This window comes from Ureibacillus sp. FSL K6-2830 (genome assembly GCF_038004145.1).
In the GTDB taxonomy this organism is placed as follows: Bacteria; Bacillota; Bacilli; order Bacillales_A; family Planococcaceae; genus Ureibacillus; species Ureibacillus thermosphaericus.
Map to the genome: position 1 here is coordinate 557,262 of NZ_JBBOQR010000001.1, position 26,821 is coordinate 584,082.

The window sequence follows — 26,821 nt, forward strand, 5'->3', positions numbered from 1 at the left end:
CTATCTTTCTTAATAGAATAGCATATCCTTGAAGAGAATGAGTATATACATTTTTTTATAAATAATGACTAAAATCAAAGACTTTCTGTCATTTTTGTAATAAATGATAAGAAACGCACTTATTCCAATGTCTGCATACAACATTTTGTCACAATTGCATCATTTTCCTCAAAATAAAAAACCCCATTTTCTCCCGTGAGAAAATGGGGTTTTTTATCTTTTGTCCCAGCCTCCATTAAAGTCGTATCATATTATTTATTGGAAAAACAACCGCTGAATATCGTTCCATGTTACAGCAATCATTAAAATCATTAATAACACGATTCCTACAAAATGAACCATACCTTCCTTTTGACGATCGACAGGTTTTCCTCTAAGTGCTTCAATACCAAAGAACATTAATCGGCCGCCGTCTAAAGCTGGAAGTGGAAGTAAATTCATGATTCCTAAATTAATGCTTAATACTGCTGTCCAGTACATCAGCGTAAAGAAACCATGTTTTGCTACTTCTCCAGTTACTTGATAAATACCAACTGGTCCAGCCAAGTCATCAAGAGTGAAATGTCCAGCGATTAAATGAACTAACGCCTGAAGAATTAACATTGTGTATTCCCAAGTTTGTTGGAAGCCATACACAACAGCTTTAAATGGATTTTTTACAAATGGACTTTTGTACATAACGCCAATTTGTCCAACTTCTTCGCCATTTTCCAGCTTGACTGTATCTGGAACAATATTTAACTCGACAAGTTCTTCATTTCGCTCTACAATGACGGATAACTCTTTGCCGGCACTATTTTGAACATAACTTGTTAAATCAGCCCACTCATTAATAGGCTTTCCATTTATAGATTTCACATAGTCTCCGGCTTGCATACCAGCTACAGCTGCAGGACTGTTGTCTACTACTTCCGTAACAATCGGTTCATTTGTTGGTACTCCTTGGAAAATACCAAGAAGTAAAAAGATTGCAAAGGCTAAAAGAAAGTTAAATAAAGGACCAGCAAAAATTGTTAAAGTTCGGTTCCATAACGATTTCGCTTCGAATGTTCGGTCATAAGGAGCAATTAACGTTTCTTCACCATTTTCAACAATTATTGCATTGCGAGAAACATCAAAACGAACTAAACGCTCTTCTTCATCGTATCCTTCGATCCATAATTTTTTAGTTAAATCCGCTCGTTCCACTTCCATAAATAATACGTTCGGATTTTGAACATTTTGATTTAAATAAATCTTTTCGACCTTTTCTTCATTATTCAATATGAGCCCAACACGGTAGCCAGGTTGAAGTTCAATCCGATCAAAATCATCTCCGGCCATTCGTACATATCCGCCTAAAGGTAATAGTCGAATGGTGTATATTGTTTCCCCCTTCGTCATACCAAAAATTTTTGGCCCCATACCAATAGCAAATTCGCGCACTAAAATACCTGCTCTTTTTGCAAAAATAAAGTGTCCTAATTCATGAAAGAATACGATTAATCCGAATACGAGGATAAATGCTAAAATAGTTTGCATAAAATACCACCTTTAGAGCCAAGCTCGTGTTTATTGTACCATATGAAGCACTTTTTTTCTTGTTTCACTGTCTACATGCAAAATCGTTTCCAAATCAGGATTCAGTACATTGTGATGGTCATTCATGATGCGTTCGATAATCTCTTCAATCTGTAAAAATGCAATTTTTTCTTCTAAAAACAACTGTACTGCTGCTTCATTAGCTGCATTCATGGCCGTTAAAACTGTTCCGCCAATTCTTCCTGCTTCATAAGCCAGTTTTAATGCTCTGAATCGCTCAAAATCAACTTCTTTAAAATGTAGTTGTCCAATTTCAGCTAAATTTAATGACTTTCCACCAACAAGTGGCAATCGGTCTGGGTAACTTAATGCATATTGAATTGGTACACGCATATCTGGAGTTCCTAATTGAGCGATGACACTTGTATCATGGTATTCCACCATCGAGTGGATAATGCTTTCTTTATGAAGCAAGACATCAATTTGGTCAAAAGGCATGTCAAATAGTACATGGGCTTCAATCACTTCTAATCCTTTGTTCATCAACGTTGCAGAATCAATTGTAATTTTTGCACCCATTGACCAGTTCGGATGATTCAAGGCATCCTTGACTGTAACATTTTTTAATTCATCGCGAGTTTTATCACGAAATGCACCGCCAGAAGCTGTCAAAATTAACCGCTTAATTTGTTTTGGATTTTCCCCATTCATCGCCTGGAATATCGCTGAATGCTCACTGTCAACTGGTAATATCGGTGCATTATGTTTTTTTGCTTCTTTCATTACTAGATGACCAGCGGTAACAAGGGTCTCTTTATTAGCGATTGCAATCGTTTTTCCCATGCGAATGGCAGCTAATGTAGATGGCAAACCAACACTTCCTAAAACTGCATTCAATAAAACGCTCGTCTCAGGATGTGTTGCAACTTCTACTAAACCTTGTTCGCCGTATGTAAAATGTATATGAGGAAACTCTTTTTTTAATGCAAGTGCATCTTTTTCCTCTTGCACAGAAACTAACTCAGGTTGTAATGTTTTAATAATTTCTCTAGTTTTTTCTATATTTTTTCCTGCAGAAAAAGCAACAAGTTGGAACTCTTCTGGATGGGATTTTAATATATCATAAGTTTGCCATCCAATTGAGCCTGTTGCCCCTAACAAACTAATTTTTTTCAATTTGGGTCCTTCCCTTCATTAACTAACAAAATGCAACAAGTTGAATAATGGTAATACAAACAATAAACTATCGAATCGATCTAGTATTCCACCATGTCCAGGAAGAAGTTTTCCTGAATCTTTTACATCATAATGTCTTTTAATAGCAGATTCTACTAAATCACCTAATTGTCCAAAAATAGAGCTTACAATCGTTACAAGTATTAGTATAAACCAAGGTTTTTCAAAGGGGTAAATAAATTGCATAACACAGGCAGATACAACCGCTATCAAAATCCCTCCGAAAAATCCTTCAACCGTCTTATTAGGTGAAATTTCTGGCCATAGCTTGTTTTTCCCAAATTTTCTACCAGTAAAATATGCCCCTGAATCAGTAGACCAAACTACAAGTAAAGCAAAAATAATAAATTGTAACCCTGCATCTCTCGTTTCAATTAAATAATAAAATCCGATTCCTATATACAAAGCTGACAGTAGGACAAATCCAATTTCATCGAATGTAAAATGATTTTTTACAATGACAGAATGAATTAATAATAACAGTGCAGCAATGACAAGAAATTCTAATTTCGAATAAGATGTGATATCTTGGATTTTTGCCGCAAAATGATCAGGCATTAATAGCATATATACGGTCAGTAACCCAATTAAGCCTGGAACTGAGAAAATAGCCATCTTTTTCATGCGTAGTAGTTCGAACATTCCAACTGTAGCCATTGCGTAAACTAATAGAGTAAACGGGAGATTACCATATAATACAAACGGGATGAAAAAAGCTGCTGCTACTACACCCGTTATAATACGTTGCTTCAATACATTTCTTCTCCTTTCAATCCACCATAGCGACGATTTCTTTTTTGATAGGCTTGAATTGCTTCTAAGAAAGTTTCCTCATTAAAATCTGGCCATAGCGTATCCGTAAACCAAAACTCAGTATAGGCTAATTGCCAAAGCATAAAATTGCTTAATCGTACTTCTCCGCTTGTACGAATTAATAAATCTGGTTCCGGTAGATGTGATGTCATTAGATATTGGTTCATTGTTTCTTCAGTAATCGAATCAAAATTTAATGTTCCTTCTTGTACATCTATCATCATCTTTTTTATAGCATTCACAATTTCGGCACGGCTGCCATAATTCATCGCAAAATTCAAAATAAGCCCTGTATTATTTTTTGTTTTTTCTAACGCTTTATTTAAAGCTTTTTTTGTATGTTCTGGTAAACCTTCCTTTTCACCAATCATTTGCACGCGAATATTTCGTTCCATGATTTCAGGTAAAAAATCATTAAGAAATTTTTCTGGTAAGCTCATTAAAAATTCTACTTCCGATTTGGGACGCTTCCAGTTTTCTGTTGAAAAGGCATATAGTGTTAACACTTTCACACCTAAATCATCTGCCACACGTGCTATTTTTCTAACAGTTTTCATCCCCTCATGATGTCCAGCGATTCGTGGCATTGCACGCTTTTTTGCCCAACGTCCATTACCGTCCATGATGATTGCAATATGGGAAGGGATTACTTCAAGATTGATGCTTTCTTCGGCTATTTTTTTCTCATATTTAGTTTTATTAAAAAAATTTTTTAATACCATTTATTCCCCCACCTGACAACGTTTTGGACGTATTCTTATTAATAATATCAAAAACAAATATACGTGTCTTTTATTTCCTTGATCATTATTCGTATTTTTTGTAATGTTTTACTATCATATGTATTTTTTGTTCAATCATATCAATAATAATTGATGGATAAAACATAGATGAGATAAATGAAAATGACGTCCTAGATGAAAGGACGTCACATTCCTACAGAAAGTTCTGTTATAACTGAGTAAGCATTAAATTGCAAGGATTTCTTCTTCTTTTTCTTTTGCCAAATTTTCCACTTTTGCAATAAAATCATCAGTTAATTTTTGAATATCATTTACTTGACCACGTAGTTCGTCTTCCGTAATCTCACCATTTTTCTCCATTTTCTTCAAATCATCATTCGCATCACGACGAACGTTACGAATTGCAACTTTTGCGTCTTCCGCTTCTTTTTTCACGATTTTCACTAATTCTTTGCGACGTTCTTCTGTTAAAGGTGGAATTGTTAAACGGATGACATTTCCATCGTTTGTAGGCGTAATACCAATATCAGATTTTAAAATCGCTTTTTCAATTTCACTTAAAATTGATTTATCATAAGGTGTAATGACAAGGAGTCGTGCTTCTGGAACCGAAATACCAGCAAGTTGGTTAACCGGTGTTGGTACCCCATAATAATCAACAGTGATTCGATCGAGTAATGAAGCGTTTGCTCGACCAGCACGAATTGAAGCAAGTTCGCGGGTAAAGGCAGCAATGGATTTGTTCATTTTTTCCTTCGCTTGTTCATATACATTATTTGACATTATGCATTCCTCCTAACAACTGTCCCAATTTTATCACCTAAAACGGCACGTTTAATATTACCTTTTTCCATAATAGAGAATACTATTAATGGGATGTCGTTGTCCATACATAAAGTGGAAGCAGTGGAATCCATCACTTGTAAACCTTGTTGAATGACATCTAAATAAGTGAGTGTATCATATTTCACTGCATCTTCGTGAGTTTTTGGATCCGCAGAATAAACACCATCGACATTATTTTTCGCCATTAAAATGGCTTCTGCTTCTATTTCTGCAGCTCTTAATGCAGCTGTTGTATCTGTAGAGAAAAATGGATTTCCAGTACCAGCAGCGAAGATTACTACACGTCCTTTTTCAAGATGACGCACTGCTTTTCTACGTATGTAAGGTTCCGCCACTTGGGTCATTACGATTGAAGATTGCACTCGAGTTTCCACGTTGAGTTTTTCTAATGCATCTTGAAGTGCAAGAGAGTTCATCACAGTCGCAAGCATTCCCATATAGTCGGCAGAAGCACGATCCATTCCCATTTCACTTCCTATTTTACCACGCCAGATGTTTCCTCCGCCAACTACAACTGCAACTTCAACACCAAGATCTACAACTTCTTTAATATCTTCAGCAACTGACTTAATGATTTTTGGCGAGATGCCGAATCCTGCTTCTCCTGCCAATGCCTCACCACTAATTTTGATTACAACTCGTTTATACTGCGGCACACTCATAGTAAACCTCCGTTATGTGAATAATGTATTTTCATTTCTGAAAAATAGGGAACACTTAGAGTGCTCCCCATAAAGTTTGTGTATTTATCCTACAATTATTTACCTTTCACTTGGCTCATAACTTCTTCTGCAAAGTTGTCTGCACGTTTTTCAATACCTTCTCCAACTTCATAACGCACGAATGAAGTTACGTTACCGCCAGTAGATTTCACGAAATCGCGTACTTTTTTATCAGAATCTTTAACAAATGCTTGATCAAGTAAGCAAACTTGTTCGAAGAATTTTCCAAGACGACCTTCAACCATTTTTGCCACAATATTTTCTGGTTTACCTTCGTTTAATGCTTGTTCTGTTAACACTTTGCGTTCACGTTCAACTTCTTCCGCAGGTACTTCTTCGCGAGTAATGTATTTTGGATTGATTGCAGCGATATGCATAGCGATATCTTTTGCAGCATCGCTGTCTGTTGAACCTTCAAGTACAACTAAAACTCCGATACGTCCACCCATGTGTAAGTAAGAACCGAATGTATCAGCATCTGTTTTAGTTTTCACTTCGAAACGACGAAGAGTGATTTTTTCACCAATTGTTGCAACAGCAGAAGAAATTTGTTCTGCGATGCTAACACCTTCTTCATTTTTTACTTCTAAAGCAGCTTCTAAAGATTCAGGTTTAGCTTTTAATAATTGTGCCGCTAAGTTTTTTACTAATTCTTGGAATTGGCTGTTTTTCGCAACGAAGTCAGTTTCAGCGTTTACTTCTAAAATTACAGCATCGTTACCTTCAGTTAAAATGTAAGTTGTACCTTCCGCAGCGATACGATCAGCTTTTTTACTTGCAGATGATAAACCTTTTTCACGTAGGTAATCGATTGCAGCATCGATATCACCGTTCGTTTCTACAAGGGCTTTTTTACAATCCATCATACCTGCGCCCGTTTTTTCACGAAGTTCTTTTACTAATTGAGCAGTAATTGCCATTGAAAGTTCCTCCTTGGATAATTTATGTTTACTATAAGTTTTAGCCTTTTTATATAATAAGAAACCTTAGTTTCTTAAAAAAAGGTGATAAGTGAAACATCCACTTATCACCCTTTGTAGTAGTGAATTACTCAGCAACTACTTCTTCAGCTGGAGCTTCTGATTCACCTTGTTTAGACTCGATAAGAGCATCTGCCATTTTAGCAGTTAATAATTTTACAGCACGAATCGCATCATCGTTTGCAGGAATTACGTAGTCAATTTCATCTGGATCGCAGTTTGTATCTACAATTCCTACAATCGGAATATTTAATTTACGAGCTTCAGCTACAGCGATACGTTCTTTACGTGGGTCTACTACGAACATTACGTCAGGTAATTCAGTCATTTCACGAATACCGCCAAGGAATTTCACTAAACGTTCATGTTCTTTTTTCAATTTCGTAACTTCTTTTTTAGGAAGAACGTCAAAAATTCCTTCTTCTTCCATTTTCTCAATTTCTTTCATACGAGCAACACGTTTTTTAATTGTGTCGAAGTTTGTTAACGTTCCACCTAACCAACGTTGGTTAATGTAGAAGTTGCCTGAACGTTCAGCTTCCTCTTTAATAGCGTCTTGTGCTTGTTTTTTTGTACCAACAAAAAGAACTTTTCCGCCATTAGCGCCAACTTCACGCATGAACTCGTAAGCTTCTTCTAATTTTTTTACAGTTTTTTGTAAGTCGATAATGTAAATGCCGTTACGTTCAACAAAAATGTATTTTTTCATTTTTGGATTCCAACGGCGAGTTTGGTGTCCGAAATGTACACCAGCTTCAAGTAATTGTTTCATTGAAATTACTGACATGAATTTTCCTCCTAAATATATTGGTTTTGTTCCTCCGCATTTCTCATCTGAATAAGCAACTTAAAGAAAATCTTTAAGCACCACTTATTCATCAAAATGCGTGTGTAATAATCACACCACTTGGTAATATAACACAATCCCTTTTACTGTGCAAGGAATTTTATGAATTGAACTTTAATAAAAGTTCAATTTCCGTTTTTCCTTTTTGCGTAATTTTTGCGATTTCCTCAATCGATTTACCTTCTTGATGAAGAGCAACGATTTTTTCTTTGAGTGTTGGTGATGTCATTTGTAAATTAGTTTCAGTGAGTTTTTGCTGTTTTTCTTCATTTACCGCCTCTTCATTCACCTTCTCTCTATTAGACGTATGAGATTTTTGTTGTTGAATGTAGGCATTTTTTGCAACAGCTTTCGGAATCACTTGCAACTTTTCTATTTTTGGATTCCCATTGTTTTCTTCATTTTTTAATTGAACACTGTCTTTATTAATATGATCAGAAATTTGTTTATTTATTTGTTCATTTGCCATGTTATAGCTTTCATTTGATTGAGGTTTTGATAGCTTTATTAATTCATCAATAAAACGCTCATTTTCTTCCTTCACTTCCATCAAATAGACGCTAATTGCATTTTCCATTTCTTCCATTAATTTATCTTGTCGCAATTCCAAATCTTTAAATTTAGCGATTTTCGCATTTAAAATGAAAATGAGGAAAAAGCTAATCAATTGAGAAATAATCAATAGAATGATGATTATGGTAGTCATAAAATCTCCTATCCGCTAAAATCTATATACTTTCCTTTATATGGATGTTGTACTCTCTGCTGTTCTTGTTGTTGTTTCTTTTGTCCATTGTGATTGTTGGATGATTGTTTTCCTTTTCGTTTTTTTTCTTTTTCTTCTTCAGAAACTTCTGAGATTTTTTCGGTGTCATTCACGCTAAGCTGCTTTCTTTCAATCTCTCTTTTTAACGACTCGTTAGCATTATATTGTTGCTGAACGACGTGCTGTTGATGCTCCCCAACCATTTTCCCAGCGTCAACAGTTTTCGGAATAGCAATTTGTAATTCAACACCTTTTAAACTCATTAGCTCCTCCTAATTTAAGCATTAGCCTCGCTTGATAGCAGTTTTCTCAATTTCAATAACGCTTTTGAGTGAATCTGCGAAATACGAGATGTGGATAAATCTAACATTTCTCCAATTTCCGTCAATGTCATTTCTTCAGAATAAAATAGACTTAATACAAGTTGTTCCTTCTCACTTAACTTTTTAATATTTTCAGCAAGTTCGTCCACTAGTTCTTTATGAAGCGCCTCTTGTTCAGGTGTTCGTGTATTTTCATCTCGAATGACACAAGCTTTCCCATCAGTATCTTCAGAATCTTGCTGCGTTTCGTTTAGAGATAATATATTTGAAAAGAAATGTTCTTGTACTGTTTGATATACTTCTTCGACAGGCATATTCATATGTTCTGCCAGTTCTTCAGGTGTTGCATGGCGCATTAATTTTTGTTCTAATTGTTCAATTGTAGCTTCCATTTTTTTCGCTTTTTCCCTTGCAGTACGAGGTAGCCAATCCTCTTTTCTTAGGCCATCAATAATGGCTCCCCGTACACGAAAAGATGCGTATGTATCAAACTTTAAATCTCTATTAATATCAAATTTATTTAAAGCGTCAAATAGTCCCATCATACCTAAGCTAGTCAAATCATCCCGAGACACATTTTTTGGCAATCCAGTACCTATACGTTGAACATGATAGGACACAAGCGGTATGTATTTTTTTATTAGTAAATTCCCTGCATGCGGATCTCGATCTTTTATCCAGCTATTCCATAATTTTTGTTCATCTAGCTTACTTACCATCGAATCCACCTTTCTTTAACAAACGCTTTTCTTTCCATTATTATACCAAATATAGGTTTAAAAAACACAGCATTCTATAGGACTAAATCATTTACTAACCATTAGAAAATTCCTCTTAATAGATATGAAAAAAGAGCCTAAATTCGGCTCTCTACAATTTATAAAATAGTTCTTAGGTATCTCTTTCTTCTAGCAACCTACGCACGACATCTGCAATTTCTTCTGGATTTTCATCTTGAAAATCATTAGAAGCTCTTCTAAATCTATTATCCATTTCCTCATCCATTATATTTTCACTGTTCTTAGATGCAACTTCTTCAATAAAATCTGCAAAAAGCGCGTCATCGGGTGTATACAAAATATAGCCTATTAAATACCGTACAGCGAACATTACAACAAAGGCAGCGAGTGCAACAATGAATGAAACAAGTAAAATCTGCGAAGGAAATATAGAAATTTGAAACATAATCGCAAAGGTAATGGTAAATGCTATTAAACTACCCCAACAATTATAAAATATAGAGCCATACATCATATTTCGCTCACCCCTTTATTGACTGTTCGAATCATTAATTTACTAGTATCAGGATCAAATTCAATCGTCCTACCGCTATTACCACCTGTATCTTCCGCAATGAGAGGAATCCCCAATTCTTTTAATACTTTTTTCACAGCTTCAACATTGCGAGGACCTATTCTCATCATATTCTTATCTGAAGCAAATTGGAACATTTGGGCTCCACCAGCTATTTTGGCCTTTAACCGATACTTTTGAGCCCCTTCTACTAATAACATCTCTAGTAGACCTTGAATACCAGTATCGGCAAATTTTGCACAATTGATTGTTTCTGAACGGCTTAATGAAGAATCCGGTAACATAATATGAACAAGCCCTGCAACCTTCTTCGTTTCATCATATAAAACGACTCCCACACATGATCCTAGTCCCGAAGTTCGAATCGTATCCGGAGATTTGACTACATCCATTTGGGCAATTCCAACTTTAACTACCTTTCCTTCCTTCGATGCAAACATACTATTCGACCCCTAACGCCTTAAATATTACATTAAAAGACTCAGGGTCAGGTAATAATAAAAAGTGCCCTTTCATTTCTGTATTTTCAAGCCCTTCTTCCGAAATGGATGTATTGATGACAATCACATAGTCGCTTACTTGAGAAATTTCAATGAGGCCAATACTAATGATTGCCCCAAACATATCAATGCTTAAACCAGGTACTGTAGGATACATTTTTAATTGCAAAAAATCAGACAAGGCGGATAGATAAGATCCAGATAATATGTTTCCCATTTCTTGCATTGCGGACATTCCGATGAAAGAGCCATTGGATTGAAAATCGAACAGGTCATCTTGAATGAGATGTTGAATGAACCGATTGGCCTGTTCAATCGGCAATATGAAAAACATGCTTCCTTCTAAATCGCCTTCGATTCGCAAGAAAATACCTACAACTACTTTTTCCGGTCCGCCAGCTAAATCCATCATTTCATTAAATGTAATCATTTCTACTTTTGGGACGCGCATTTCGATTTTTTTCTTTAGCAAATCCGATAAAGCAGTCGCTGCATGAGCTGCACCTATATTTCCAATCTCCTTCAGAATGTCTAAATGCATAGAATTAATTTTAGGATGCCCCATATGAATCCCTACTTTTTTAATATACTATTCAGATATATTTAATACTTTATCTAAATGTAGCAATATTAATAAACGATTATCAATTTTAGCAACCCCTGAGATGAATGCTTCTTCTATCACACCTACTACTTCTGGTTGAGGTTCAATAGAATTCACTGGAAGATCTATGACATCGTTCGCGGAATCTACTACAAATCCTACTTCCATGTCATCAAACTGAACAATAATAATTCTTACGGATTCAGTATTTTCCGATGATGGAAGACCAAAACGTTCACGCAAATCAATAATAGGTGTTACAACTCCGCGCAAATTGATGACACCTTTTACGAATTTTTCTGTTCTTGGTACTCGAGTAATATGCATCATTTTCTCAATACCTTGAACTTGGCTTACAGGAATAGCATATTCCTTATCCATTAATTGGAAAACTATTACTTTTATACTTTCTTGCTCTACTACAGTTGCCATTTACAACACCTCATTTCATGGAATTATTTCATTAACGCATTAATATCAATAATTAACGCTACTTGTCCATTACCTAAAATTGTTGCACCTGAAATGGCAAAAATATTTTTTAAATAGTTGCCTAATGATTTTAAAACAATTTCTTGTTGGCCAATGAATGAATCAACGACTAAACCAGCTAATTTATCACCTTTTCGAACAATCACAACAGATAAATACTCATCATCATAAATTTCATTGCGCGGTACTTCAAATACTTCATCTAAGAAAATTAACGGAACAACTTTTCCTCGGAAATCAATTACTTTTTGATTATGAGCATTTAAAATCTCAGATTTCTTAATAATTGAAGTTTCGATAATTGATGATAACGGAATCGCATAAATTTCTTTCTCAATTTCTACGAGCATGACAGAAATAATAGATAGTGTTAATGGCAATTGAATGGAGAATTTCGAACCAACATCTTGTTCTGACTCAATAGAAATGCTGCCTCCAAGAGACTGAATCGTTGTTTTTACTACGTCTAAGCCGACACCGCGCCCAGAAACATCCGTTATCTTTTCAGCTGTTGAGAAACCTGATTCAAATATGAGTTCATTAATTTGCTTATCGGTTAATACTAACGCCGATTCTTTCGTCACAATACCTCGATCGATTGCCTTTTTTAATACTTTATCTTTGTTGATTCCAGCCCCGTCATCTTCTATTTCAATAAATACATAATTTCCACTATGATATGCCCGTAAGATGACCGTACCTTCTTCTGGTTTACCTTTTGCTTTTCTCACTTCCGGACTTTCGATACCATGGTCTACAGAATTACGGATTAGGTGAACTAACGGATCGCCAATTTCATCGATTACTGTACGGTCTAGTTCCGTTTCTGCACCGATAATTTCCAGATTTATTTTTTTATTTAAATCTCTGGATAAAGAACGAACCATTTTAGGGAAGCGGTTAAATACCGTTTCAATTGGAATCATGCGCATTGTAAGGACAATATTTTGTAAATCTCCCATCGTACGGCTCATTCGCTCAACTGTTTCTGTTAATTCTGAATGTTTAACATCTGTCGCAATCGATTGTAATCGTCCCCGGTCTATTACTAATTCTTCAAATAGATTCATTAAAATATCAAGGCGCTCGATGCTTACCCGAATCGTTTTTGACTGTGCACTTTGTTTCGTCGCATTCGATTCTTTCTTTAACGGTTCAGATTTTTTCTGCTGTTTTGAAGGTTGTTGTTCAGATTTTTTTGATTCTTGTTGAAGTTGTTCTTTTGAAACCAATTCTTCTTTGCTTGCTTCTTTAATCATTTCTTTCGTCAATGGTATTACTACAACTTTATCAATCTCAGAAACTTTATTAATTTTCTTTTGAATTTCTTCCGCAGAATCTTTCGTAATGAATGTTACTTGGAATGTTTGATCGAACTGTTCTTCCTCAAGCTTTTCAACCGTTGGAAAAGATTTTAATACTTCACCATTTTTTTCCAAAACCTCAAAAACCATGTATACTCGAGCTGCCTTTAATAGACAGTCAGGTCGAAGGGAAACAGTAATTTCATATACATTAAACCCTTGTTCTTTCGATTGTTGCAATACTGTAACATCGTACTCATCATAAATTAAATATCGGTCAGTAGTAGGTTCTTCCGTGTATACATCTGCTGCCATTTCTTGTTCAGTTGGAGTGCTTGTAGGAATCAGTTGACCTGCTTCAATCGCTTTTAATTTCGATACTATATCGGAAACATCCCGTTTCCCATCACCGCCATTTGCTATATCCACTATCATCGCTTCTAAATGGTCTACCGATTCAAATACAATATCTAATAGATTTGAATCAACAACGATTTTTTCATTTCGAATGGCATCTAGAACGTTTTCCATTTTATGTGTTAAATCCGCTAAGTCTTCAAATCCCATCGTAGCAGCCATTCCTTTTAATGTATGAGCCGAGCGGAAAATCTCATTAACGATGTATAAATCATTCGGATTCTTTTCAAGTTCTAATAATTGATCGCTACAAGCTTGTAAATGTTCTTTACTTTCTTCTATAAACATGTCCAAATATTGCTGATTCATTTCCATTCGAAAACACTCCCTTTATGACAAATATTTCATCATTGTCTCTGAAATTTCATCTAAATTGACTACTTCATCAACTAACTTTGTCTCAACGGCAGCTTTTGGCATACCATAAACGATACAAGTTTCAGCTGATTCAGCAATCGCGATGACATTTCCAGATTTCTTCAATGCCATTAACCCTTTAGAACCGTCATTACCCATCCCAGTCATGATGATTGCAATTTTATCTAATTCATTAAACTGGCTAATATTTTCAAAGAGAACATCAACGCTTGGTCTGTGGCCAGCTCTTGGTGGTTCCTGATTATCTAAAACAATTTGATAATGTTGGCCATTTTTTTTCATTTTTAAATGGTAACCACCTGGTGCAATATAAGCTGTTCCTTTTTCAACGATTTCACCCTGTTCAGCTTCCTTCACTCGGATTTTACTAAGATGGTTTAACCTGTCTGCTAATGATTTTGTAAACCCTGGTGGCATATGTTGAACAATTAATATGGGTGCCGATAAGGATTCAGGCAAATTTGTCATCACTTCTTGCAAAGCTCGTGGCCCACCAGTTGATGTACCTATTAATACAATCTTCTCTGAAGTTTTTGTCCAATTTTTATTACTAGTAGATGAAAATTCTGTTACTACTTGCGTTTCATTAGTGTTTAGGGTTGTTTCTTGTTGAATATTGTTTATATAATGTTTTTTTGGATTAATTTGCTTTCTTAATTTTTCAATCGGAATTTTTGAAGCGAGCTCTACTTTTCGAATAAGCTCGTCCTTAACTTTATGTAAATCAAGAGAAATCGTGCCCCCAGGTTTTGTCACAAAATCAACTGCCCCATATTCCATTGCCTGCAATGTTTTCTGAGCACCTTTTTCAGTAAAACTGGATATCATAACGACAGGAACAGGGGAAATTTCCATTATATGCTTTAACGTTTCAATACCATTTAATTCCGGCATTTCAACATCCATTGTGACAACATCTGGGTTTAGTTGTTGAATTTTTTGAATTGCATCCTTTCCATTCCTTGCTGTACCAATTACTTCAATCGATGGATGTTGATGAAAGAAATCACTGATTACTTTCCTCATGAAAGCGGAATCGTCTACTATTAGCAATTTATGTTTTTTCGAAGGTTCCAATTAATCACGACCTTTCGAGAAAATACGTTTTAGTCTAGTAATAAATGAATTGGATGAAAGAGGAATCTCTTCTCCTAACTTATTATGAATAAAACGATTTACAATTTCATGTAATGATTTTGAAATTTGAGCATTTGGATATGAAATTGAAAAAGGAACTTGCTCAATCACTGCTTTTCTGACTGCACTATCCTCTGGCAACCAACCAAGAATCACAACTTCTTTTGATAAAAATTTCAACATTGCATTTTTTAGCCTCTGCAACGTTTCCCTTCCTTCTTCATTTGAAAACGCTCGATTACATAATAGATAAAATGTTTTACTCGGTTCTTTTAAATAAATGAATTTCATCATTGAATAGGCATCTGTAATCGAAGTTGGCTCAGCAGTTGTGATTACAATGACTTCCTCAATGGACGTAACCACATCTAGCGCCCAATTTGTTGCTCCTGCTCCCATATCGAATAAAATATAATCATAATTTTTCTGCAATTCTTCAAATGCATGTATGAAGGCATCAAACATCTCTTCTGACCATTCAATGACCGATGAAAAACCGGAACCTCCGGAAATGTAATGAATGTCTTGTGGACCTGCATAAATGATTTCTTCGAATGAAACATGTCCTTCTAAATAGTCCTTCAAATTATATTGAGCCTGTTTTCCTATTAAAATGTGAACATTTGCCATTCCGAGATCCATATCTAATATGACAACTTTTTTCCCACGTTTCGCTAGATTAATAGCAAAGTTTGTTGTAAAATTACTCTTTCCTACTCCGCCTTTACCGCTAACAACAGCGATGGATCTCCCTAATGCACCTTGACGCTCCAACATTTTCATTCGTAATTTTTCTGCTTGATCTCTCATTTGAATTCTCCTTGGAAGAACAATTCAAGTAATTTGTCTGCAGTTGCTTCTTCAATATCTTCCGGTACTTCTTGCCCAGTTGTATAGTAAGCAAGTCCTTTATTATATTTAATCATTAAATTATACATCGCGCCAATAGAATTTGTTTCATCAATTTTAGTGAAGACAAACTTCTCAACAGGTAATTCATTAAATTGTTCGATTATCGTTTCAATATCTTTCTCTTTAGCAGTCAAAGATAGAACAAGATAAGATTCAACTTCTTCATCGAAAGAAATCAGTTTCTTTAATTCATTCACATATTTTGCTTCTTTATAGTTGCGCCCAGCTGTATCAATGAACACTAAATCTAAATGTTCAAATTTTTTTATTGCTTCTTTATAATCATTGAAGTTGTAAACAATCTCTACGGGGGCTTGAAGAAGATTAGCGTATGTTTTTAACTGTTCAATTGCTGCAATTCGATATGTATCGGTTGTTATAAATCCGATTCTTTTCTTCTTCTCCAAAACACTTCGAGCTGCCATTTTAGCAATCGTCGTTGTTTTTCCTACCCCTGTCGGACCTAAGACACACACGTATTTTTTCTCATAGGATAAACCTCCTAATGGGAGGGGAGAAAGTTTCGCTTGTAAAATTTTTTTTGCAATGTTTTTTATTTCTTGATTAGATATTTCCTTCGTCGTTTGCATATGTACAAAAAGCTCATCACAAATGGCCGTGATGAGCTCTTGATTAAGCTCTTGACGTTTCATATATTCAGCAAATGGTTTAAGTTCATCAGGCAATGAAGATTGAATTGATTCATGTTTCATTGATTGTAATATTTTTTTTAAGCTGTCAATCTCTTCTTTTAGCTCCAAAACATTTCCTGCTATAGGTAGTTCGTCTTTTTTTGGAACGATGGGCTGAACTTTAACAGGGCTATCCATTTGTTCTGGCATATCAACTTTTGGACGTTCAACTACGTCAATTCCAGCCAGAACCTCAAAATTTTTCTGTCTTATCAATCCGAAAAATTTCTTTTTGACAATTACTTTAGAATTGATGATGACAGCATCTTCACCTAATTCTGAACGCACTTGTTTCATCGCTTCAGCAATAGAAGGTGCTATATATTTTTTCATTTTCATTCAACAGTCACCACCCCAACACTTTGGATTTCAACGTTCGCATCCAATTCATTATAAGACAATATAGGAATTTGTGGGAAATATCGTTCCGTTAATTGTCTTAAATACATTCGAATACCTGGTGAACATAAAATAATTGGCGTTTGTTCCATGTATGAAACTCTTTCCACTTCTTTTGCAATGGACTCAAGAACGTTTTGAGATTCTTGTGGATCCATCGCCAAGTAATTTCCGTGTTCTGTTTGCTGAACGCTATCTGCAATGATTTTTTCTAATTTTGCCGGAACGGTAATTACTTTTAATTGCGATCCGTCTTGTACATATTGCCTTGTAATTTGTCGTGCAAGGGCTTGTCTTACGTATTCTGTTAGTACATCCGTGTCACTTGTCAATTTTGCATAATCTGCCAAAGTTTCAAAAATAACTGGTAAGTTGCGAATCGAAACATGTTCCTTTAATAATTTTGCGAGTACTTTTTGAATTTCACCAATCGATAATGGGGTTGGTGTTAGTTCGTCGACTAAAATAGCATGTGTTTCTCTCAAATGATCGATCAGTTGCTTTGTTTCTTGTCGACCGAGTAGTTCATGAGCGTTTGCACGAATGACTTCTGTTAAATGTGTGGATACAACACTTGGCGGGTCAACAACAGTAAATCCTCGCATCTCCGCCTCTTCTTTTACTTCCTCAGTAATCCATTTTGCAGGGAGACCAAAAGATGGTTCAATTGTATCAATCCCTTCAATCGAATCGTCATCACCAGGGCTCATCGCTAAATAATGGTCTAATAATAATTCTCCCCTTGCCATTTCATTTCCTTTAATTTTAATACGATACTCATTCGGCTGTAATTGGATGTTATCTCGAATGCGTACAACAGGAATTACAAGACCTAGTTCTAATGCAAGCTGACGACGAATCATCACAACTCGGTCAAGCAAATCCCCACCTTGCTGCGCATCAACTAAAGGAATTAAACCATAACCAAATTCAAATTCAATTGGATCAACATTTAATAAATTGACAACATTTTCTGGACTCTTCATTGTATCGGTTACTTGTTCTTCCTCAATTTCCAACAATTCTTCTGGGTCCTCTTCTTTTTTGCGACTCATTAAAAAGGCTCCAATGGCAAGTAATGCAGCAATTGGAATTGTAATCCAGTCAGGAATCGGAGTAAAGAGGCCAAGCAAGAAAATGGTTCCCGCTGCTACATAAAGCAATTTTGCTTGAGAGAATAATTGCCCTATTATATCTTCTCCGAGATTACCATCGCTTGCTGCTCGAGTTACTACAAGACCTGTTGCTGTTGATACAAGTAAGGCTGGAATTTGAGCAACGAGACCATCACCGACTGTTAATTTGGAGAAGTGGTCTGCCGCTTCAGAAAAAGAATATCCCATTTGTAACATCCCAATAAACAAACCAAAAATTAAGTTTATAAATACCATGATGATGGAAGCAATGGCGTCACCTTTTACAAATTTCGTAGCACCATCCATCGCCCCATAGAAATCTGCTTCTTTCGCAACTTTATCGCGACGTTCCCGTGCTTCCTTTTCAGAAATTAATCCTGCATTCAAATCTGCATCAATACTCATTTGCTTACCAGGCATCGCATCTAACGTGAAACGTGCTGCTACTTCCGCAACCCGTTCTGAACCTTTCGTAATAACGATAAAGTTCACAATGACAAGCAACATGAAAATAACTAAACCAACTAGTATATTACCGCCCGTTACGAATTCCCCGAACGTTTCAACGACGTCACCGGCATCTCCTTGAGAAAGAATGGCACGAGTAGTTGAAATACTCACACCAAGTCGGAACAACGTCAAAATCAATATAATTGACGGGAAAATCGCAAATTGCAACGCCTCTTTCATGTTCATTGCAGTGAGCAATACAAGTAAAGAAAGCGTAATATTAATGATGATTAAAAAACTTAGCAACCATGTTGGTAGAGGGATTACGAGCATCGCTACTATCACGATGATAAATGCTAATACTCCTAAGTCGCGAAATTTCATGTTTTTCCCTCCTACAAACTAAATTTTACGTTTAACTCGATAAACATAAGCTAATATTTCTGCCACTGCTTTGAAAAATTCTTCAGGCACTTCTTCACCAATTTCCACTTGATCATATAGCGCTCTTGCTAATGGTCTATTTTCTACCATGACGATATCATTTTCCTTTGCAATTAATTTGATTTTTTGTGCTACAAAGTCGACACCTTTTGCAACGACTTTAGGAGCTTCCATGGACTCATCATCATATCTTAAGGCAACTGCAAAGTGAGTTGGGTTTGTAATAACCACATCCGCTTTCGGTACTTCTTGCATCATGCGTCGCATAGCCATTTCTCGCTGCCGTTGCTTAATTTTCGATTTGATGAGTGGGTCCCCTTCCGTATTTTTATACTCATCTTTAATGTCCTGTTTCGACATTCTTAATTTTTTTTCATAATCGAATTTTTCATATATGTAATCTAGAATAGCGACTAATAGTAAGGCAATGGCACTAGCGATGCCCATCATAGCCGTTAGTTTTGCAACTATTATTAATGCTTCCCAAGGGCTATGAAATGCTAAAGACAATACATCGTCAAAATTAAGCCAAATAACAAATCCAGTTACTGTCCCAATAAATGCTACTTTTAACAAAGACTTAATTAAGTTCACAATAGCTCTTAATGAAATAATTTTCTTAATCCCTTTTATTGGATCAATTTTTTTCAAATCAAATTTTATTGTTTCTGTTGTAAACAAGAAACCAAATTGTAAAAAGTTAGAGAACATTGCCACAACCATTGCTACTACCATCACCGGTAATAAAATGACAGCCATTTCTGAAATAGAGTCAACATAGATATTCATGATGGCATCAACTGTCACTGTCTCAAAAAGTATGTATTTTTCAAAGGCTTGTATAAAAAAAGAAAGGAGACCTTTAAACATAAACGGTGCCATAAAGGTGAGAAAAAGAAAAAGGATTAAAAACAAAATCGCTGACGAAAAATCTTGGCTTTTTACAACTTGTCCCTTTTTTCGAGCATCTTTCCGTTTCTTTGGAGTCGCTTTTTCTGTTTTTTCACCAGCAAAATATTGTAAGTCTAAAGGAAGCAGTAACTTCAAATTATGCACCACCTAAAAACTGCATGAATTCACGCATAACGGTAATCATTAATTCAATCACCTTTTGCATCACTTCAATCATAATCCCCATTGAAATGAACAATACAAGAAATCCTACGATAATCTTTAATGGAAATCCTATAATAAAAATATTTAATTGAGGAACCGTTTTTCCGGTAATACCAATAGCAAGCGTTAATAAAAACAATGCTGCTACTAAAGGTGCTGACATTTGAAAAGCAACCGAAAAGACTACAGCAATCAACTTTACTGTAAATTCCGCCATGCCAGCATCCCCAAAGTTCGGAAAATGATTAATTGGAATAAACTGATAACTATAGTAAATTCCATCTAAAATAAGGTGGTGACCGTTAGTAGCAATTAATAAATATAAAATTAGTAAGTTAAAAAATTGCCCCATCATTGGACTTTGTGCACCGGTAAGCGGATCAACGATATTTGCCATGGCAAATCCCATTTCAAAATCGATAAAACCACCAGCTATTTGTACGATGGATATTATGATGGTTGCAGCTAATCCAATAATAAGCCCAATCATCGCTTCTTTCATAATAAGCAATATGTAATTCCCATCAATCGGAATCACTTCTGTTTGAATCGTATAATACATCATCCAAGCAAGCATTAAAGCTAACAAAATTTTTAATTGGGGTGGTATCGTACGATATGAAAAAAAAGGGACGGTAACAAAAAATGCAGAAATCCTTACAAACATTAATAGGAATACAGAAAATTGTGGTATGATTTCTAACATTTATGTCACCCTATGTATCGCGTTAAATTGTTCAAAATGTCAATAAAGTATTCTGACATTTTTGACACCATCCATGGTCCAAAAAATACGATGGCTACTAACACCGCAATTATTTTCGGAGCAAACGCCAATGTTTGTTCTTGAATAGACGTTGTAGCTTGGAAAATGCTGATGATTAGACCAGTAACTAAAGCCACTAACATTAGTGGACCTGCAACTAAGAGGACAACCCATACCGCTTGTTCAGCTATTTGAATGACTGTTAATTGTGACATTGAGTTTCCTCCCTTAGAAACTTTGGAGTAAAGATTTAATGACTAAATACCATCCATCGACAAGTACAAATAATAAAATCTTAAATGGCAACGAAATCATGACAGGCGGTAACATCATCATCCCCATAGACATGAGTACACTTGCTACAACCATATCAATGACAATAAACGGAATGAAAATCATAAATCCCATTTGGAAAGCGGTTTTCAATTCACTCAAAGCATAAGCCGGTACCAATATGGTTAAAGGAATCTCCTCAATAGATTGTGGTCTTTCTGCTTGACTATATTGTAAAAACAGTTCCAAATCTCCTTGTCTTGTATGTTTTGCCATAAATTCCTTAAATGGAACACTTGCTCTAGAATATGCTTCTTCAAGGCCAATCTCTTCATTAAAGAGCGGTTGCAATGCTTCATCATTTACTTGTTGGAAGGTTGGAGCCATAATAAAGAAAGTTAAAAATAATGCTAACCCAATAATTACTTGATTGGGAGGCGTTTGATTCGTCGCTAAAGCTGTCCGAGTAAACGAAAGGACTATGACGATACGTGTAAATGATGTCATTAAAATTAAAATACTTGGTGCAAGTGATAATACTGTCAATAATAATAGTAATTTTACAGAAGTAGCGACGTTTGTAGGCTCAGAGTCAGAAAAGAATGAGATAAATTGTTCCATTATTTATCGCGCTCCTTTTCCTTCCATTTTTCGAGCTCGTCGCGACGCATCTTTTGAATTTCAGATAAACGCTGATTTAACATATTCCCGAAATCTGAATGATTACTATTTTCACGCGTTTTTGACTGCCCTTTCAATTTTTTAAATAATTCTGCAATGAATGGTGGACTTGTTGTTAACATTTGTTTTTCATTGTAAAGATTAAGCAACTTGTCAATTTCATCACGATTTGAAATTTCCTTAATGAGTTCTACATTTTCACCTACACCAACGATGTACAGCTTATCTCCAATTTGCAAAATTTGAACAGACTTTTGTGAACCTACTGAAATACCACCGATATTTCGAACAATTTGATTTTGTTGAAAATGATAGCTTTTTTTATTAATAAACTTTAACACCCAAATTAATAATAGGAGTACAAAAATGAGTGCGAGCAGCATTTTGATATAATCCCAAGCTGTAAGACCTACAGCTGCCGATTCTTTGACAGCTGTAGAATCTTGATTGAAAGTTTCAGGATTATCAAAATAGCCTTCGTCAATCATTTTATTTTTTTGGTTCGCAAAAGCGAGCTGTGCTGGAGCAGTCATTATAAAAACTGCGAACAACATAAGGACAATGCTAATTTTTTTATAAAGGTTTTTCATCTTTCCTATCAACCTATTGCTTTTTGGATTGCTTCAATAACACGATCTGCTTGGAATGGTTTTACGATAAAGTCTTTCGCACCCGCTTGGATGGCATCAATGACCATCGCTTGTTGACCCATAGCTGAACACATAATTACAACAGCGTTTGGATCAATCGATTTAATTTGTTTCAATGCTGTTATGCCGTCCATTTCTGGCATCGTGATGTCCATTGTCACTAAATCCGGTCGCAATTCATTATATTTTTCTACAGCCTGCATTCCATCTGCTGCCTCTCCAACTACTTCATAGCCATTCTTCGTCAAAATATCTTTAATCATCATGCGCATAAATGCTGCATCATCAACTATTAAGATTTTTTTAGACATAGTAAGATTCCTCCATTATTATTCTATCTTAGATTATTGATGCGTTCTTTCTGACTGATAATATCTGTAATTCTCACACCAAAGTTTTCATCAATGACTACAACTTCACCCTTCGCAATTAGGCGATTATTTACTAAAATATCAACTGGCTCACCAGCAAGTCGATCTAGCTCTATAATGGAACCTGAAGCTAATTGTAATATTTCTTTCACTGAATGCTTCGTCCGTCCTAATTCAACAGTTACTTGTAACGGAATATCAAGTAACATGTTTAAATTGCGAGCTTCTGCCTCTGTCATCTTCGGTTGATCAAATGTTGCAAATTGAGCTTGTTGAACATTCACCGGCTGAGGTTTTGGTTGTGAATAAGTAGTAAAACTTGGTATTTCCTGAGTAGTAGCAGCTTGCTGCTGATATACTGGTTGATTAGCCTGTTGTATTGATTGTTCCCATTGCGCTGTTGTGCTTTGTTGCATTGGCGATGCAGTTACTTGTTTCGGCTCAGCTTGTACTTGAGGTTGTGCCTCAGATTGATTCGCATCTGTATTTTCACCGAATAAGGATTTTACAAGCTTTTTACTTAGATCTAATGGTAGTAATTCCATGATTGTAGAATCTACTAAATCCCCGATGAGTAAACGGAAGGAAACTCTTACCAATATTTCATCATCAGGAATATTCTCTCCACCTTTATTTTCCTTAATATTTAATAATGCTAGAGAAGGTGGTGAAATATCTACTTTTTTGTTAAACATCGTAGACATGGAGGTTGCAGCTGAACCCATCATTTGATTCATCGCTTCTTGAACAGCACTTAATTGGATTTCTCCTAAATCTGGGTTCGGATTACGTCCATCTCCTCCAAGCATTAAATCTGCAATGATTGCAGCGTCTGATTGTTTAATGACTAATAAATTCACACCGCTTATACCAGTTGTATATTCTACTGATACAGCAACATATGGATGTGGAAATTCTTCTTCCAAATTATTTCTATTAATTAGTGACACTACAGGAGTTGTTATTTCAACTTTTTGCCCTAACAATGAAGATAGTGCAGTTGCTGAGCTCCCGAAAGAAATATTTCCTATTTCACCTAACGCATCGCGTTCCATTTCTGTTAAATAATCTTCAACAACTAATTTTTCGTTTGAATTTGTTTTAGAATTTGAAGCCATTTCCTCGATTTTATCATCTAGTGTTTCACCTCGAAGTAGGGCTTCAATTTCTTCTTGGGAGAGCATATCATCACTCATCTTCTTCTCCTCCTTTCAAAGTCTCAATAATCTGAACTGCCATTTTTTTCTTTAATTTACCCGGCTGAACAGTAAATTTTGGAATATCTCCAATTCTAAGAATTAATGGATCAGAAATTTTCTGATCGAGCTGGATGACATCACCGATATTCATCGTTAAAAAGTCTTCGATTGAAATCGTAGATGTACCGAGTTCAGCTACGAGCTGTAAGTCAGATTGTTTTACTTTTGTTTCTAACGCTTTGATTTGTGCTTCTGTTGGCTCTTTTGTATTCGATTGCATCCAGTATTGGACAGACAAATTATGTATAATTGGTTCCAATACGACATGTGGAATACAAATGTTAATCATGCCAGAAGTTTCACCAATAACGGTATTCATTGAAATAACGATTACTGTTTCATTTGGTGAAATCATTTGTAAAAATTGTGGGTTCACTTCGAGTTCAACAAGCATTGGGTCAATTTCAGCGATATTTTCCCAAGCTTCACGCAAATTATCGAAGGAACGTTCAAATAAGTTTGTCATGATTTTTTGTTCGATTTCAGTTAAATTGTCAACATTTGAATAACTTGTACCGCTACCACCCATGAGGCGATCTAACATAGAGTAAGCAATGTTTGGATTGATCTCCATTAAAATATTACCATCTAAAGGCGGTACTTCAAATACATTTATTAATGTCATATTTGGAATCGAGCGAACAAATTCTTCAAAGGGAATTTGGTCAACAGATGCTACAGAAATTTGTACATATGTTCTAAGTTGAGCAGAAAAGAATGTAGTTAAAAGTCTTGCAAAGTTTTCATGAATTCGCGTCAGACTTCGAATTTGATCCTTTGAAAAACGAAGGGCACGCTTGAAATCATAAACTTTGACTTTTTTCTTTTCTTCTTCTTTTTTCATTTCATCTGCTGACATTTCCCCAGTAGAGATTGCTGAAAGCAGCGCATCGATTTCCGATTGGGATAATACATCACCTGGCATTTGACCACCTCCATTTCAACAGATTTCTTTACTGAATGATGTAGGAGGTAATGTATACTTGTTGCACTTCACCCTCTTGCATCAATTCATTTAATCGGGCTTTAATCGTTGATTCTAATAGAATTTTTCCTTCTTTTCCTTTTAGGTTTTCCTCCGTTAATTCAGATAGTTCCTCTATGATAATGTTATTTGTTTGGAAGTCGCGTTTAGCTAGTTCCTTTGCTGCTTTAGGGCTATCTGTTTGGATTTTCAATTCAATGCGAATATAATTTCCATCTGCTAAATTGGTCGTTATTTCAGGTACATCTACGCTAGATTCGATAATTTTATCGATGGTTGGTTCGAGGGTTGTAGATTGTTTATTGAATTGAGTCAATAAAACTACAAGTACAACCCCAATTAACGTAATCGACACTAAAATGATGAGCATTACTGTTAATAATTTATTATTCTTCATTTTCATCACCTCGTAGATGGGGGTTAGAAAGCACTTGAATCGTGCGATAATAATTTGTCACTTTTTTTCTAACTTCTTCTTCAGTTTCCTTTACAATATATTTCCGCCCAGTCGTTAGCGTAATGGTCGTATCTGGAAAGGATTCGACTGTTTCTATGTATAAAGCATTCAATGAAAATGTTTTGCCATTAAGGCGTGTTAGTTGAATCATTGAAATAGGGCCGGGAAGGATAGAGCCGGCCCGACCCTCCTTTTCTTTAAAATAATCTAAAGACTAGTAAGTTAAAAGATTACTAGATTGATTATCGTTTTAAGTTCACTAATTCTTCTAAAATTTGATCGGAAGTTGTAATTACGCGAGTATTTGCTTGGAAACCGCGTTGTGCCACGATCATTTCCGTAAACTCTTCTGATAGGTCCACATTTGACATTTCAAGGAACCCAGATTCGATAGAACCTATACCTGCTACGGTTGCAACTTGTGTATAGGCAGCTCCTGAGTTATTCGTTTCTTGATAATAGTTGTTTCCAACTTTTTGAAGACCACTGGCATTAGGGAATTTTGCCAACACAATTTGCCCTGCCCATTTTAATTCACCATTTGCATCAACAAATGTCACAGTACCATCTTGCCCGATACTCATTTCAGTAGCATCCGTCGGGATTCGAATTGGTGCATAATCTGTTGTCGCACCTGATATTGGTGTTGTGTTTTGTGGTGATAAATCACTCGAATCATTTTTCATTTTTACATCTTTAGCTAAAGGATAAGCAGTACTAGCAGTAGTCGAATTAACACCTCTTGGTGCAACACCAACCAAATATTTCCCCTCAGAATTTACAAGGAATCCATCTTTATCCATATAAAAGTTTCCTGCTCTAGTATATAAAACATTTGTAAAATAAAAATCAGCTTCTCCATCTTTAGTTCCCACATCTCTATTATAATTGCCCGATGCATCCGCCACCATAAAATATCCGTCCCCTGAAATCGCTAAATCAAGGGTGCGAGCAGTGGATTGCAAGGAACCTGTTGAGTGAATTGTATCAATAGCAGCCATTGTAGATCCTAATCCCACTTGTTTTGGGTTGACACCGCCTCGAGTTGCAGTAGCGGCTGAAGCACTGCCTATATTTTGTGAAACCATTTCTTTAAATATCGTTCTGCTTTTCTTAAATCCATGTGTATTCACATTGGAAATATTGTTCCCAATTACATCTAATTTTGTTTGGTGGTTACGCACACCTGAAATCGCAGAGTACATTGAACGTAGCATAAATGATCCTTCTCCTTTCAAATTATCATCATCATATTTCGTTTGCTTCTGTCAGTCCGCAAACGAAGGC

At 35.7% G+C, this 26,821-nt stretch carries 31 protein-coding genes; all 31 read right to left on the bottom strand.

Going from position 1 to position 26,821, the window contains the following annotated elements:
• Positions 1-255: 255 nt before the first annotated feature.
• Positions 256-1,521, bottom strand: a complete 1,266-nt coding sequence (rseP, locus tag NSU17_RS02765; protein WP_340704226.1) for an RIP metalloprotease RseP — start codon at positions 1,519-1,521, stop codon at positions 256-258.
• Positions 1,522-1,551: 30 nt separating this feature from the next.
• Positions 1,552-2,697, bottom strand: a complete 1,146-nt coding sequence (locus NSU17_RS02770) for a 1-deoxy-D-xylulose-5-phosphate reductoisomerase (RefSeq protein WP_340704227.1) — start codon at positions 2,695-2,697, stop codon at positions 1,552-1,554.
• Between the two features lie 18 nt (positions 2,698-2,715).
• Entirely contained in the window at positions 2,716-3,510 is a 795-nt protein-coding gene (locus tag NSU17_RS02775; protein ID WP_096550679.1) for a phosphatidate cytidylyltransferase, read from the bottom strand.
• A complete protein-coding gene (locus NSU17_RS02780) occupies positions 3,507-4,292 on the bottom strand; it encodes an isoprenyl transferase (protein ID WP_096550678.1) in 786 nt (261 codons plus the stop codon). The genes NSU17_RS02775 and NSU17_RS02780 overlap by 4 nt, the downstream gene beginning before the upstream one ends.
• A 246-nt stretch (positions 4,293-4,538) precedes the next feature.
• Positions 4,539-5,096, bottom strand: a complete 558-nt coding sequence (gene frr, locus NSU17_RS02785; protein WP_016836789.1) for a ribosome recycling factor — start codon at positions 5,094-5,096, stop codon at positions 4,539-4,541.
• Complete coding sequence (gene pyrH / locus NSU17_RS02790) at positions 5,096-5,821, bottom strand: UMP kinase (RefSeq protein WP_016836788.1); 726 nt, start codon at positions 5,819-5,821, stop codon at positions 5,096-5,098. The genes frr and pyrH overlap by 1 nt, the downstream gene beginning before the upstream one ends.
• A 95-nt stretch (positions 5,822-5,916) precedes the next feature.
• On the bottom strand, positions 5,917-6,801 hold the full coding sequence (tsf, locus tag NSU17_RS02795) for a translation elongation factor Ts (protein WP_096550675.1): 885 nt from the start codon (positions 6,799-6,801) through the stop codon (positions 5,917-5,919).
• A gap of 127 nt (positions 6,802-6,928) precedes the next feature.
• Complete coding sequence (rpsB, locus tag NSU17_RS02800; RefSeq protein WP_016836786.1) at positions 6,929-7,648, bottom strand: 30S ribosomal protein S2; 720 nt, start codon at positions 7,646-7,648, stop codon at positions 6,929-6,931.
• 160 nt (positions 7,649-7,808) lie between these two features.
• On the bottom strand, positions 7,809-8,414 hold the full coding sequence (locus NSU17_RS02805; RefSeq protein ID WP_340704228.1) for a hypothetical protein: 606 nt from the start codon (positions 8,412-8,414) through the stop codon (positions 7,809-7,811).
• A gap of 8 nt (positions 8,415-8,422) precedes the next feature.
• Entirely contained in the window at positions 8,423-8,737 is a 315-nt protein-coding gene (locus NSU17_RS02810) for an RNA polymerase subunit sigma (protein ID WP_340704229.1), read from the bottom strand.
• A 14-nt stretch (positions 8,738-8,751) separates the two neighbouring features.
• Positions 8,752-9,516, bottom strand: a complete 765-nt coding sequence (locus NSU17_RS02815; RefSeq protein WP_096550672.1) for a FliA/WhiG family RNA polymerase sigma factor — start codon at positions 9,514-9,516, stop codon at positions 8,752-8,754.
• A 172-nt stretch (positions 9,517-9,688) separates the two neighbouring features.
• Positions 9,689-10,051: a hypothetical protein gene (locus tag NSU17_RS02820; protein WP_232019922.1), complete on the bottom strand. Its 363-nt coding sequence runs from the start codon at positions 10,049-10,051 to the stop codon at positions 9,689-9,691.
• Positions 10,048-10,551, bottom strand: a complete 504-nt coding sequence (locus tag NSU17_RS02825) for a chemotaxis protein CheD (protein ID WP_016836781.1) — start codon at positions 10,549-10,551, stop codon at positions 10,048-10,050. Before NSU17_RS02825 ends, NSU17_RS02820 begins: the two co-directional genes overlap by 4 nt.
• 1 nt (position 10,552) lies before the next feature.
• Positions 10,553-11,176: a chemotaxis protein CheC gene (locus NSU17_RS02830; RefSeq protein WP_340704230.1), complete on the bottom strand. Its 624-nt coding sequence runs from the start codon at positions 11,174-11,176 to the stop codon at positions 10,553-10,555.
• A gap of 24 nt (positions 11,177-11,200) precedes the next feature.
• Complete coding sequence (locus tag NSU17_RS02835; protein ID WP_340433472.1) at positions 11,201-11,647, bottom strand: chemotaxis protein CheW; 447 nt, start codon at positions 11,645-11,647, stop codon at positions 11,201-11,203.
• A gap of 23 nt (positions 11,648-11,670) precedes the next feature.
• Positions 11,671-13,743 carry a chemotaxis protein CheA gene (locus NSU17_RS02840; RefSeq protein WP_340433474.1) on the bottom strand — a complete coding sequence of 691 codons (2,073 nt, stop codon included), beginning with the start codon at positions 13,741-13,743 and terminating at the stop codon, positions 11,671-11,673.
• 15 nt (positions 13,744-13,758) lie between these two features.
• Positions 13,759-14,832, bottom strand: coding sequence for a protein-glutamate methylesterase/protein-glutamine glutaminase (locus NSU17_RS02845; protein ID WP_445684085.1), 1,074 nt, complete (start codon positions 14,830-14,832; stop codon positions 13,759-13,761).
• A 51-nt stretch (positions 14,833-14,883) separates the two neighbouring features.
• The gene (locus tag NSU17_RS02850; RefSeq protein ID WP_096550667.1) at positions 14,884-15,753 is read right to left on the bottom strand and encodes a MinD/ParA family protein; all 870 of its coding nucleotides are present in this window, start codon (positions 15,751-15,753) and stop codon (positions 14,884-14,886) included.
• Complete coding sequence (gene flhF / locus NSU17_RS02855; protein ID WP_340704232.1) at positions 15,750-16,886, bottom strand: flagellar biosynthesis protein FlhF; 1,137 nt, start codon at positions 16,884-16,886, stop codon at positions 15,750-15,752. The genes NSU17_RS02850 and flhF overlap by 4 nt, the downstream gene beginning before the upstream one ends.
• Positions 16,883-18,916: a flagellar biosynthesis protein FlhA gene (gene flhA / locus NSU17_RS02860; protein ID WP_016836774.1), complete on the bottom strand. Its 2,034-nt coding sequence runs from the start codon at positions 18,914-18,916 to the stop codon at positions 16,883-16,885. The genes flhF and flhA overlap by 4 nt, the downstream gene beginning before the upstream one ends.
• 18 nt (positions 18,917-18,934) lie before the next feature.
• A complete protein-coding gene (gene flhB / locus NSU17_RS02865; RefSeq protein WP_340704233.1) occupies positions 18,935-20,023 on the bottom strand; it encodes a flagellar biosynthesis protein FlhB in 1,089 nt (362 codons plus the stop codon).
• Between the two features lies 1 nt (position 20,024).
• Entirely contained in the window at positions 20,025-20,798 is a 774-nt protein-coding gene (gene fliR / locus NSU17_RS02870) for a flagellar biosynthetic protein FliR (RefSeq protein ID WP_016836772.1), read from the bottom strand.
• A 5-nt stretch (positions 20,799-20,803) separates the two neighbouring features.
• Positions 20,804-21,073, bottom strand: coding sequence for a flagellar biosynthesis protein FliQ (gene fliQ, locus NSU17_RS02875; protein ID WP_016836771.1), 270 nt, complete (start codon positions 21,071-21,073; stop codon positions 20,804-20,806).
• Between the two features lie 13 nt (positions 21,074-21,086).
• The gene (gene fliP, locus NSU17_RS02880) at positions 21,087-21,752 is read right to left on the bottom strand and encodes a flagellar type III secretion system pore protein FliP (protein WP_340433486.1); all 666 of its coding nucleotides are present in this window, start codon (positions 21,750-21,752) and stop codon (positions 21,087-21,089) included.
• Complete coding sequence (locus NSU17_RS02885; RefSeq protein WP_340433488.1) at positions 21,752-22,402, bottom strand: flagellar biosynthetic protein FliO; 651 nt, start codon at positions 22,400-22,402, stop codon at positions 21,752-21,754. The genes fliP and NSU17_RS02885 overlap by 1 nt, the downstream gene beginning before the upstream one ends.
• 8 nt (positions 22,403-22,410) lie before the next feature.
• Complete coding sequence (locus NSU17_RS02890; protein ID WP_016836768.1) at positions 22,411-22,773, bottom strand: response regulator; 363 nt, start codon at positions 22,771-22,773, stop codon at positions 22,411-22,413.
• 23 nt (positions 22,774-22,796) lie between these two features.
• Positions 22,797-24,029: a flagellar motor switch phosphatase FliY gene (gene fliY, locus NSU17_RS02895; RefSeq protein ID WP_340704234.1), complete on the bottom strand. Its 1,233-nt coding sequence runs from the start codon at positions 24,027-24,029 to the stop codon at positions 22,797-22,799.
• A complete protein-coding gene (gene fliM / locus NSU17_RS02900) occupies positions 24,022-25,017 on the bottom strand; it encodes a flagellar motor switch protein FliM (protein ID WP_016836766.1) in 996 nt (331 codons plus the stop codon). The genes fliY and fliM overlap by 8 nt, the downstream gene beginning before the upstream one ends.
• 28 nt (positions 25,018-25,045) lie before the next feature.
• On the bottom strand, positions 25,046-25,474 hold the full coding sequence (gene fliL, locus NSU17_RS02905; RefSeq protein WP_016836765.1) for a flagellar basal body-associated protein FliL: 429 nt from the start codon (positions 25,472-25,474) through the stop codon (positions 25,046-25,048).
• Complete coding sequence (locus NSU17_RS02910; RefSeq protein ID WP_016836764.1) at positions 25,464-25,685, bottom strand: flagellar FlbD family protein; 222 nt, start codon at positions 25,683-25,685, stop codon at positions 25,464-25,466. The genes fliL and NSU17_RS02910 overlap by 11 nt, the downstream gene beginning before the upstream one ends.
• A 91-nt stretch (positions 25,686-25,776) precedes the next feature.
• Complete coding sequence (gene flgG / locus NSU17_RS02915) at positions 25,777-26,751, bottom strand: flagellar basal body rod protein FlgG (protein ID WP_340704235.1); 975 nt, start codon at positions 26,749-26,751, stop codon at positions 25,777-25,779.
• Positions 26,752-26,821: the final 70 nt, after the last annotated feature.

Excerpts from the sequence above, each read along its gene's own strand:
- rseP (WP_340704226.1), bottom strand. The coding sequence starts at position 1,521 with ATGCAAACTATTTTAGCATTTATCCTCGTATTCGGATTAATCGTATTC.
- NSU17_RS02780 (WP_096550678.1), bottom strand. The coding sequence starts at position 4,292 with ATGGTATTAAAAAATTTTTTTAATAAAACTAAATATGAGAAAAAAATA.
- frr (WP_016836789.1), bottom strand. The coding sequence starts at position 5,096 with ATGTCAAATAATGTATATGAACAAGCGAAGGAAAAAATGAACAAATCC.
- pyrH (WP_016836788.1), bottom strand. The coding sequence starts at position 5,821 with ATGAGTGTGCCGCAGTATAAACGAGTTGTAATCAAAATTAGTGGTGAG.
- tsf (WP_096550675.1), bottom strand. The coding sequence starts at position 6,801 with ATGGCAATTACTGCTCAATTAGTAAAAGAACTTCGTGAAAAAACGGGC.
- rpsB (WP_016836786.1), bottom strand. The coding sequence starts at position 7,648 with ATGTCAGTAATTTCAATGAAACAATTACTTGAAGCTGGTGTACATTTC.
- NSU17_RS02805 (WP_340704228.1), bottom strand. The coding sequence starts at position 8,414 with ATGACTACCATAATCATCATTCTATTGATTATTTCTCAATTGATTAGC.
- NSU17_RS02810 (WP_340704229.1), bottom strand. The coding sequence starts at position 8,737 with ATGAGTTTAAAAGGTGTTGAATTACAAATTGCTATTCCGAAAACTGTT.
- NSU17_RS02815 (WP_096550672.1), bottom strand. The coding sequence starts at position 9,516 with ATGGTAAGTAAGCTAGATGAACAAAAATTATGGAATAGCTGGATAAAA.
- NSU17_RS02820 (WP_232019922.1), bottom strand. The coding sequence starts at position 10,051 with ATGATGTATGGCTCTATATTTTATAATTGTTGGGGTAGTTTAATAGCA.
- NSU17_RS02825 (WP_016836781.1), bottom strand. The coding sequence starts at position 10,551 with ATGTTTGCATCGAAGGAAGGAAAGGTAGTTAAAGTTGGAATTGCCCAA.
- NSU17_RS02830 (WP_340704230.1), bottom strand. The coding sequence starts at position 11,176 with ATGGGGCATCCTAAAATTAATTCTATGCATTTAGACATTCTGAAGGAG.
- NSU17_RS02835 (WP_340433472.1), bottom strand. The coding sequence starts at position 11,647 with ATGGCAACTGTAGTAGAGCAAGAAAGTATAAAAGTAATAGTTTTCCAA.
- NSU17_RS02840 (WP_340433474.1), bottom strand. The coding sequence starts at position 13,743 with ATGGAAATGAATCAGCAATATTTGGACATGTTTATAGAAGAAAGTAAA.
- NSU17_RS02845 (WP_445684085.1), bottom strand. The coding sequence starts at position 14,832 with ATGAGGAAAGTAATCAGTGATTTCTTTCATCAACATCCATCGATTGAA.
- NSU17_RS02850 (WP_096550667.1), bottom strand. The coding sequence starts at position 15,753 with ATGAGAGATCAAGCAGAAAAATTACGAATGAAAATGTTGGAGCGTCAA.
- flhF (WP_340704232.1), bottom strand. The coding sequence starts at position 16,886 with ATGAAAATGAAAAAATATATAGCACCTTCTATTGCTGAAGCGATGAAA.
- flhA (WP_016836774.1), bottom strand. The coding sequence starts at position 18,916 with ATGAAATTTCGCGACTTAGGAGTATTAGCATTTATCATCGTGATAGTA.
- fliR (WP_016836772.1), bottom strand. The coding sequence starts at position 20,798 with ATGTTAGAAATCATACCACAATTTTCTGTATTCCTATTAATGTTTGTA.
- fliQ (WP_016836771.1), bottom strand. The coding sequence starts at position 21,073 with ATGTCACAATTAACAGTCATTCAAATAGCTGAACAAGCGGTATGGGTT.
- fliP (WP_340433486.1), bottom strand. The coding sequence starts at position 21,752 with ATGGAACAATTTATCTCATTCTTTTCTGACTCTGAGCCTACAAACGTC.
- NSU17_RS02885 (WP_340433488.1), bottom strand. The coding sequence starts at position 22,402 with ATGAAAAACCTTTATAAAAAAATTAGCATTGTCCTTATGTTGTTCGCA.
- NSU17_RS02890 (WP_016836768.1), bottom strand. The coding sequence starts at position 22,773 with ATGTCTAAAAAAATCTTAATAGTTGATGATGCAGCATTTATGCGCATG.
- fliY (WP_340704234.1), bottom strand. The coding sequence starts at position 24,029 with ATGAGTGATGATATGCTCTCCCAAGAAGAAATTGAAGCCCTACTTCGA.
- fliM (WP_016836766.1), bottom strand. The coding sequence starts at position 25,017 with ATGCCAGGTGATGTATTATCCCAATCGGAAATCGATGCGCTGCTTTCA.
- fliL (WP_016836765.1), bottom strand. The coding sequence starts at position 25,474 with ATGAAGAATAATAAATTATTAACAGTAATGCTCATCATTTTAGTGTCG.
- NSU17_RS02910 (WP_016836764.1), bottom strand. The coding sequence starts at position 25,685 with ATGATTCAACTAACACGCCTTAATGGCAAAACATTTTCATTGAATGCT.
- flgG (WP_340704235.1), bottom strand. The coding sequence starts at position 26,751 with ATGCTACGTTCAATGTACTCTGCGATTTCAGGTGTGCGTAACCACCAA.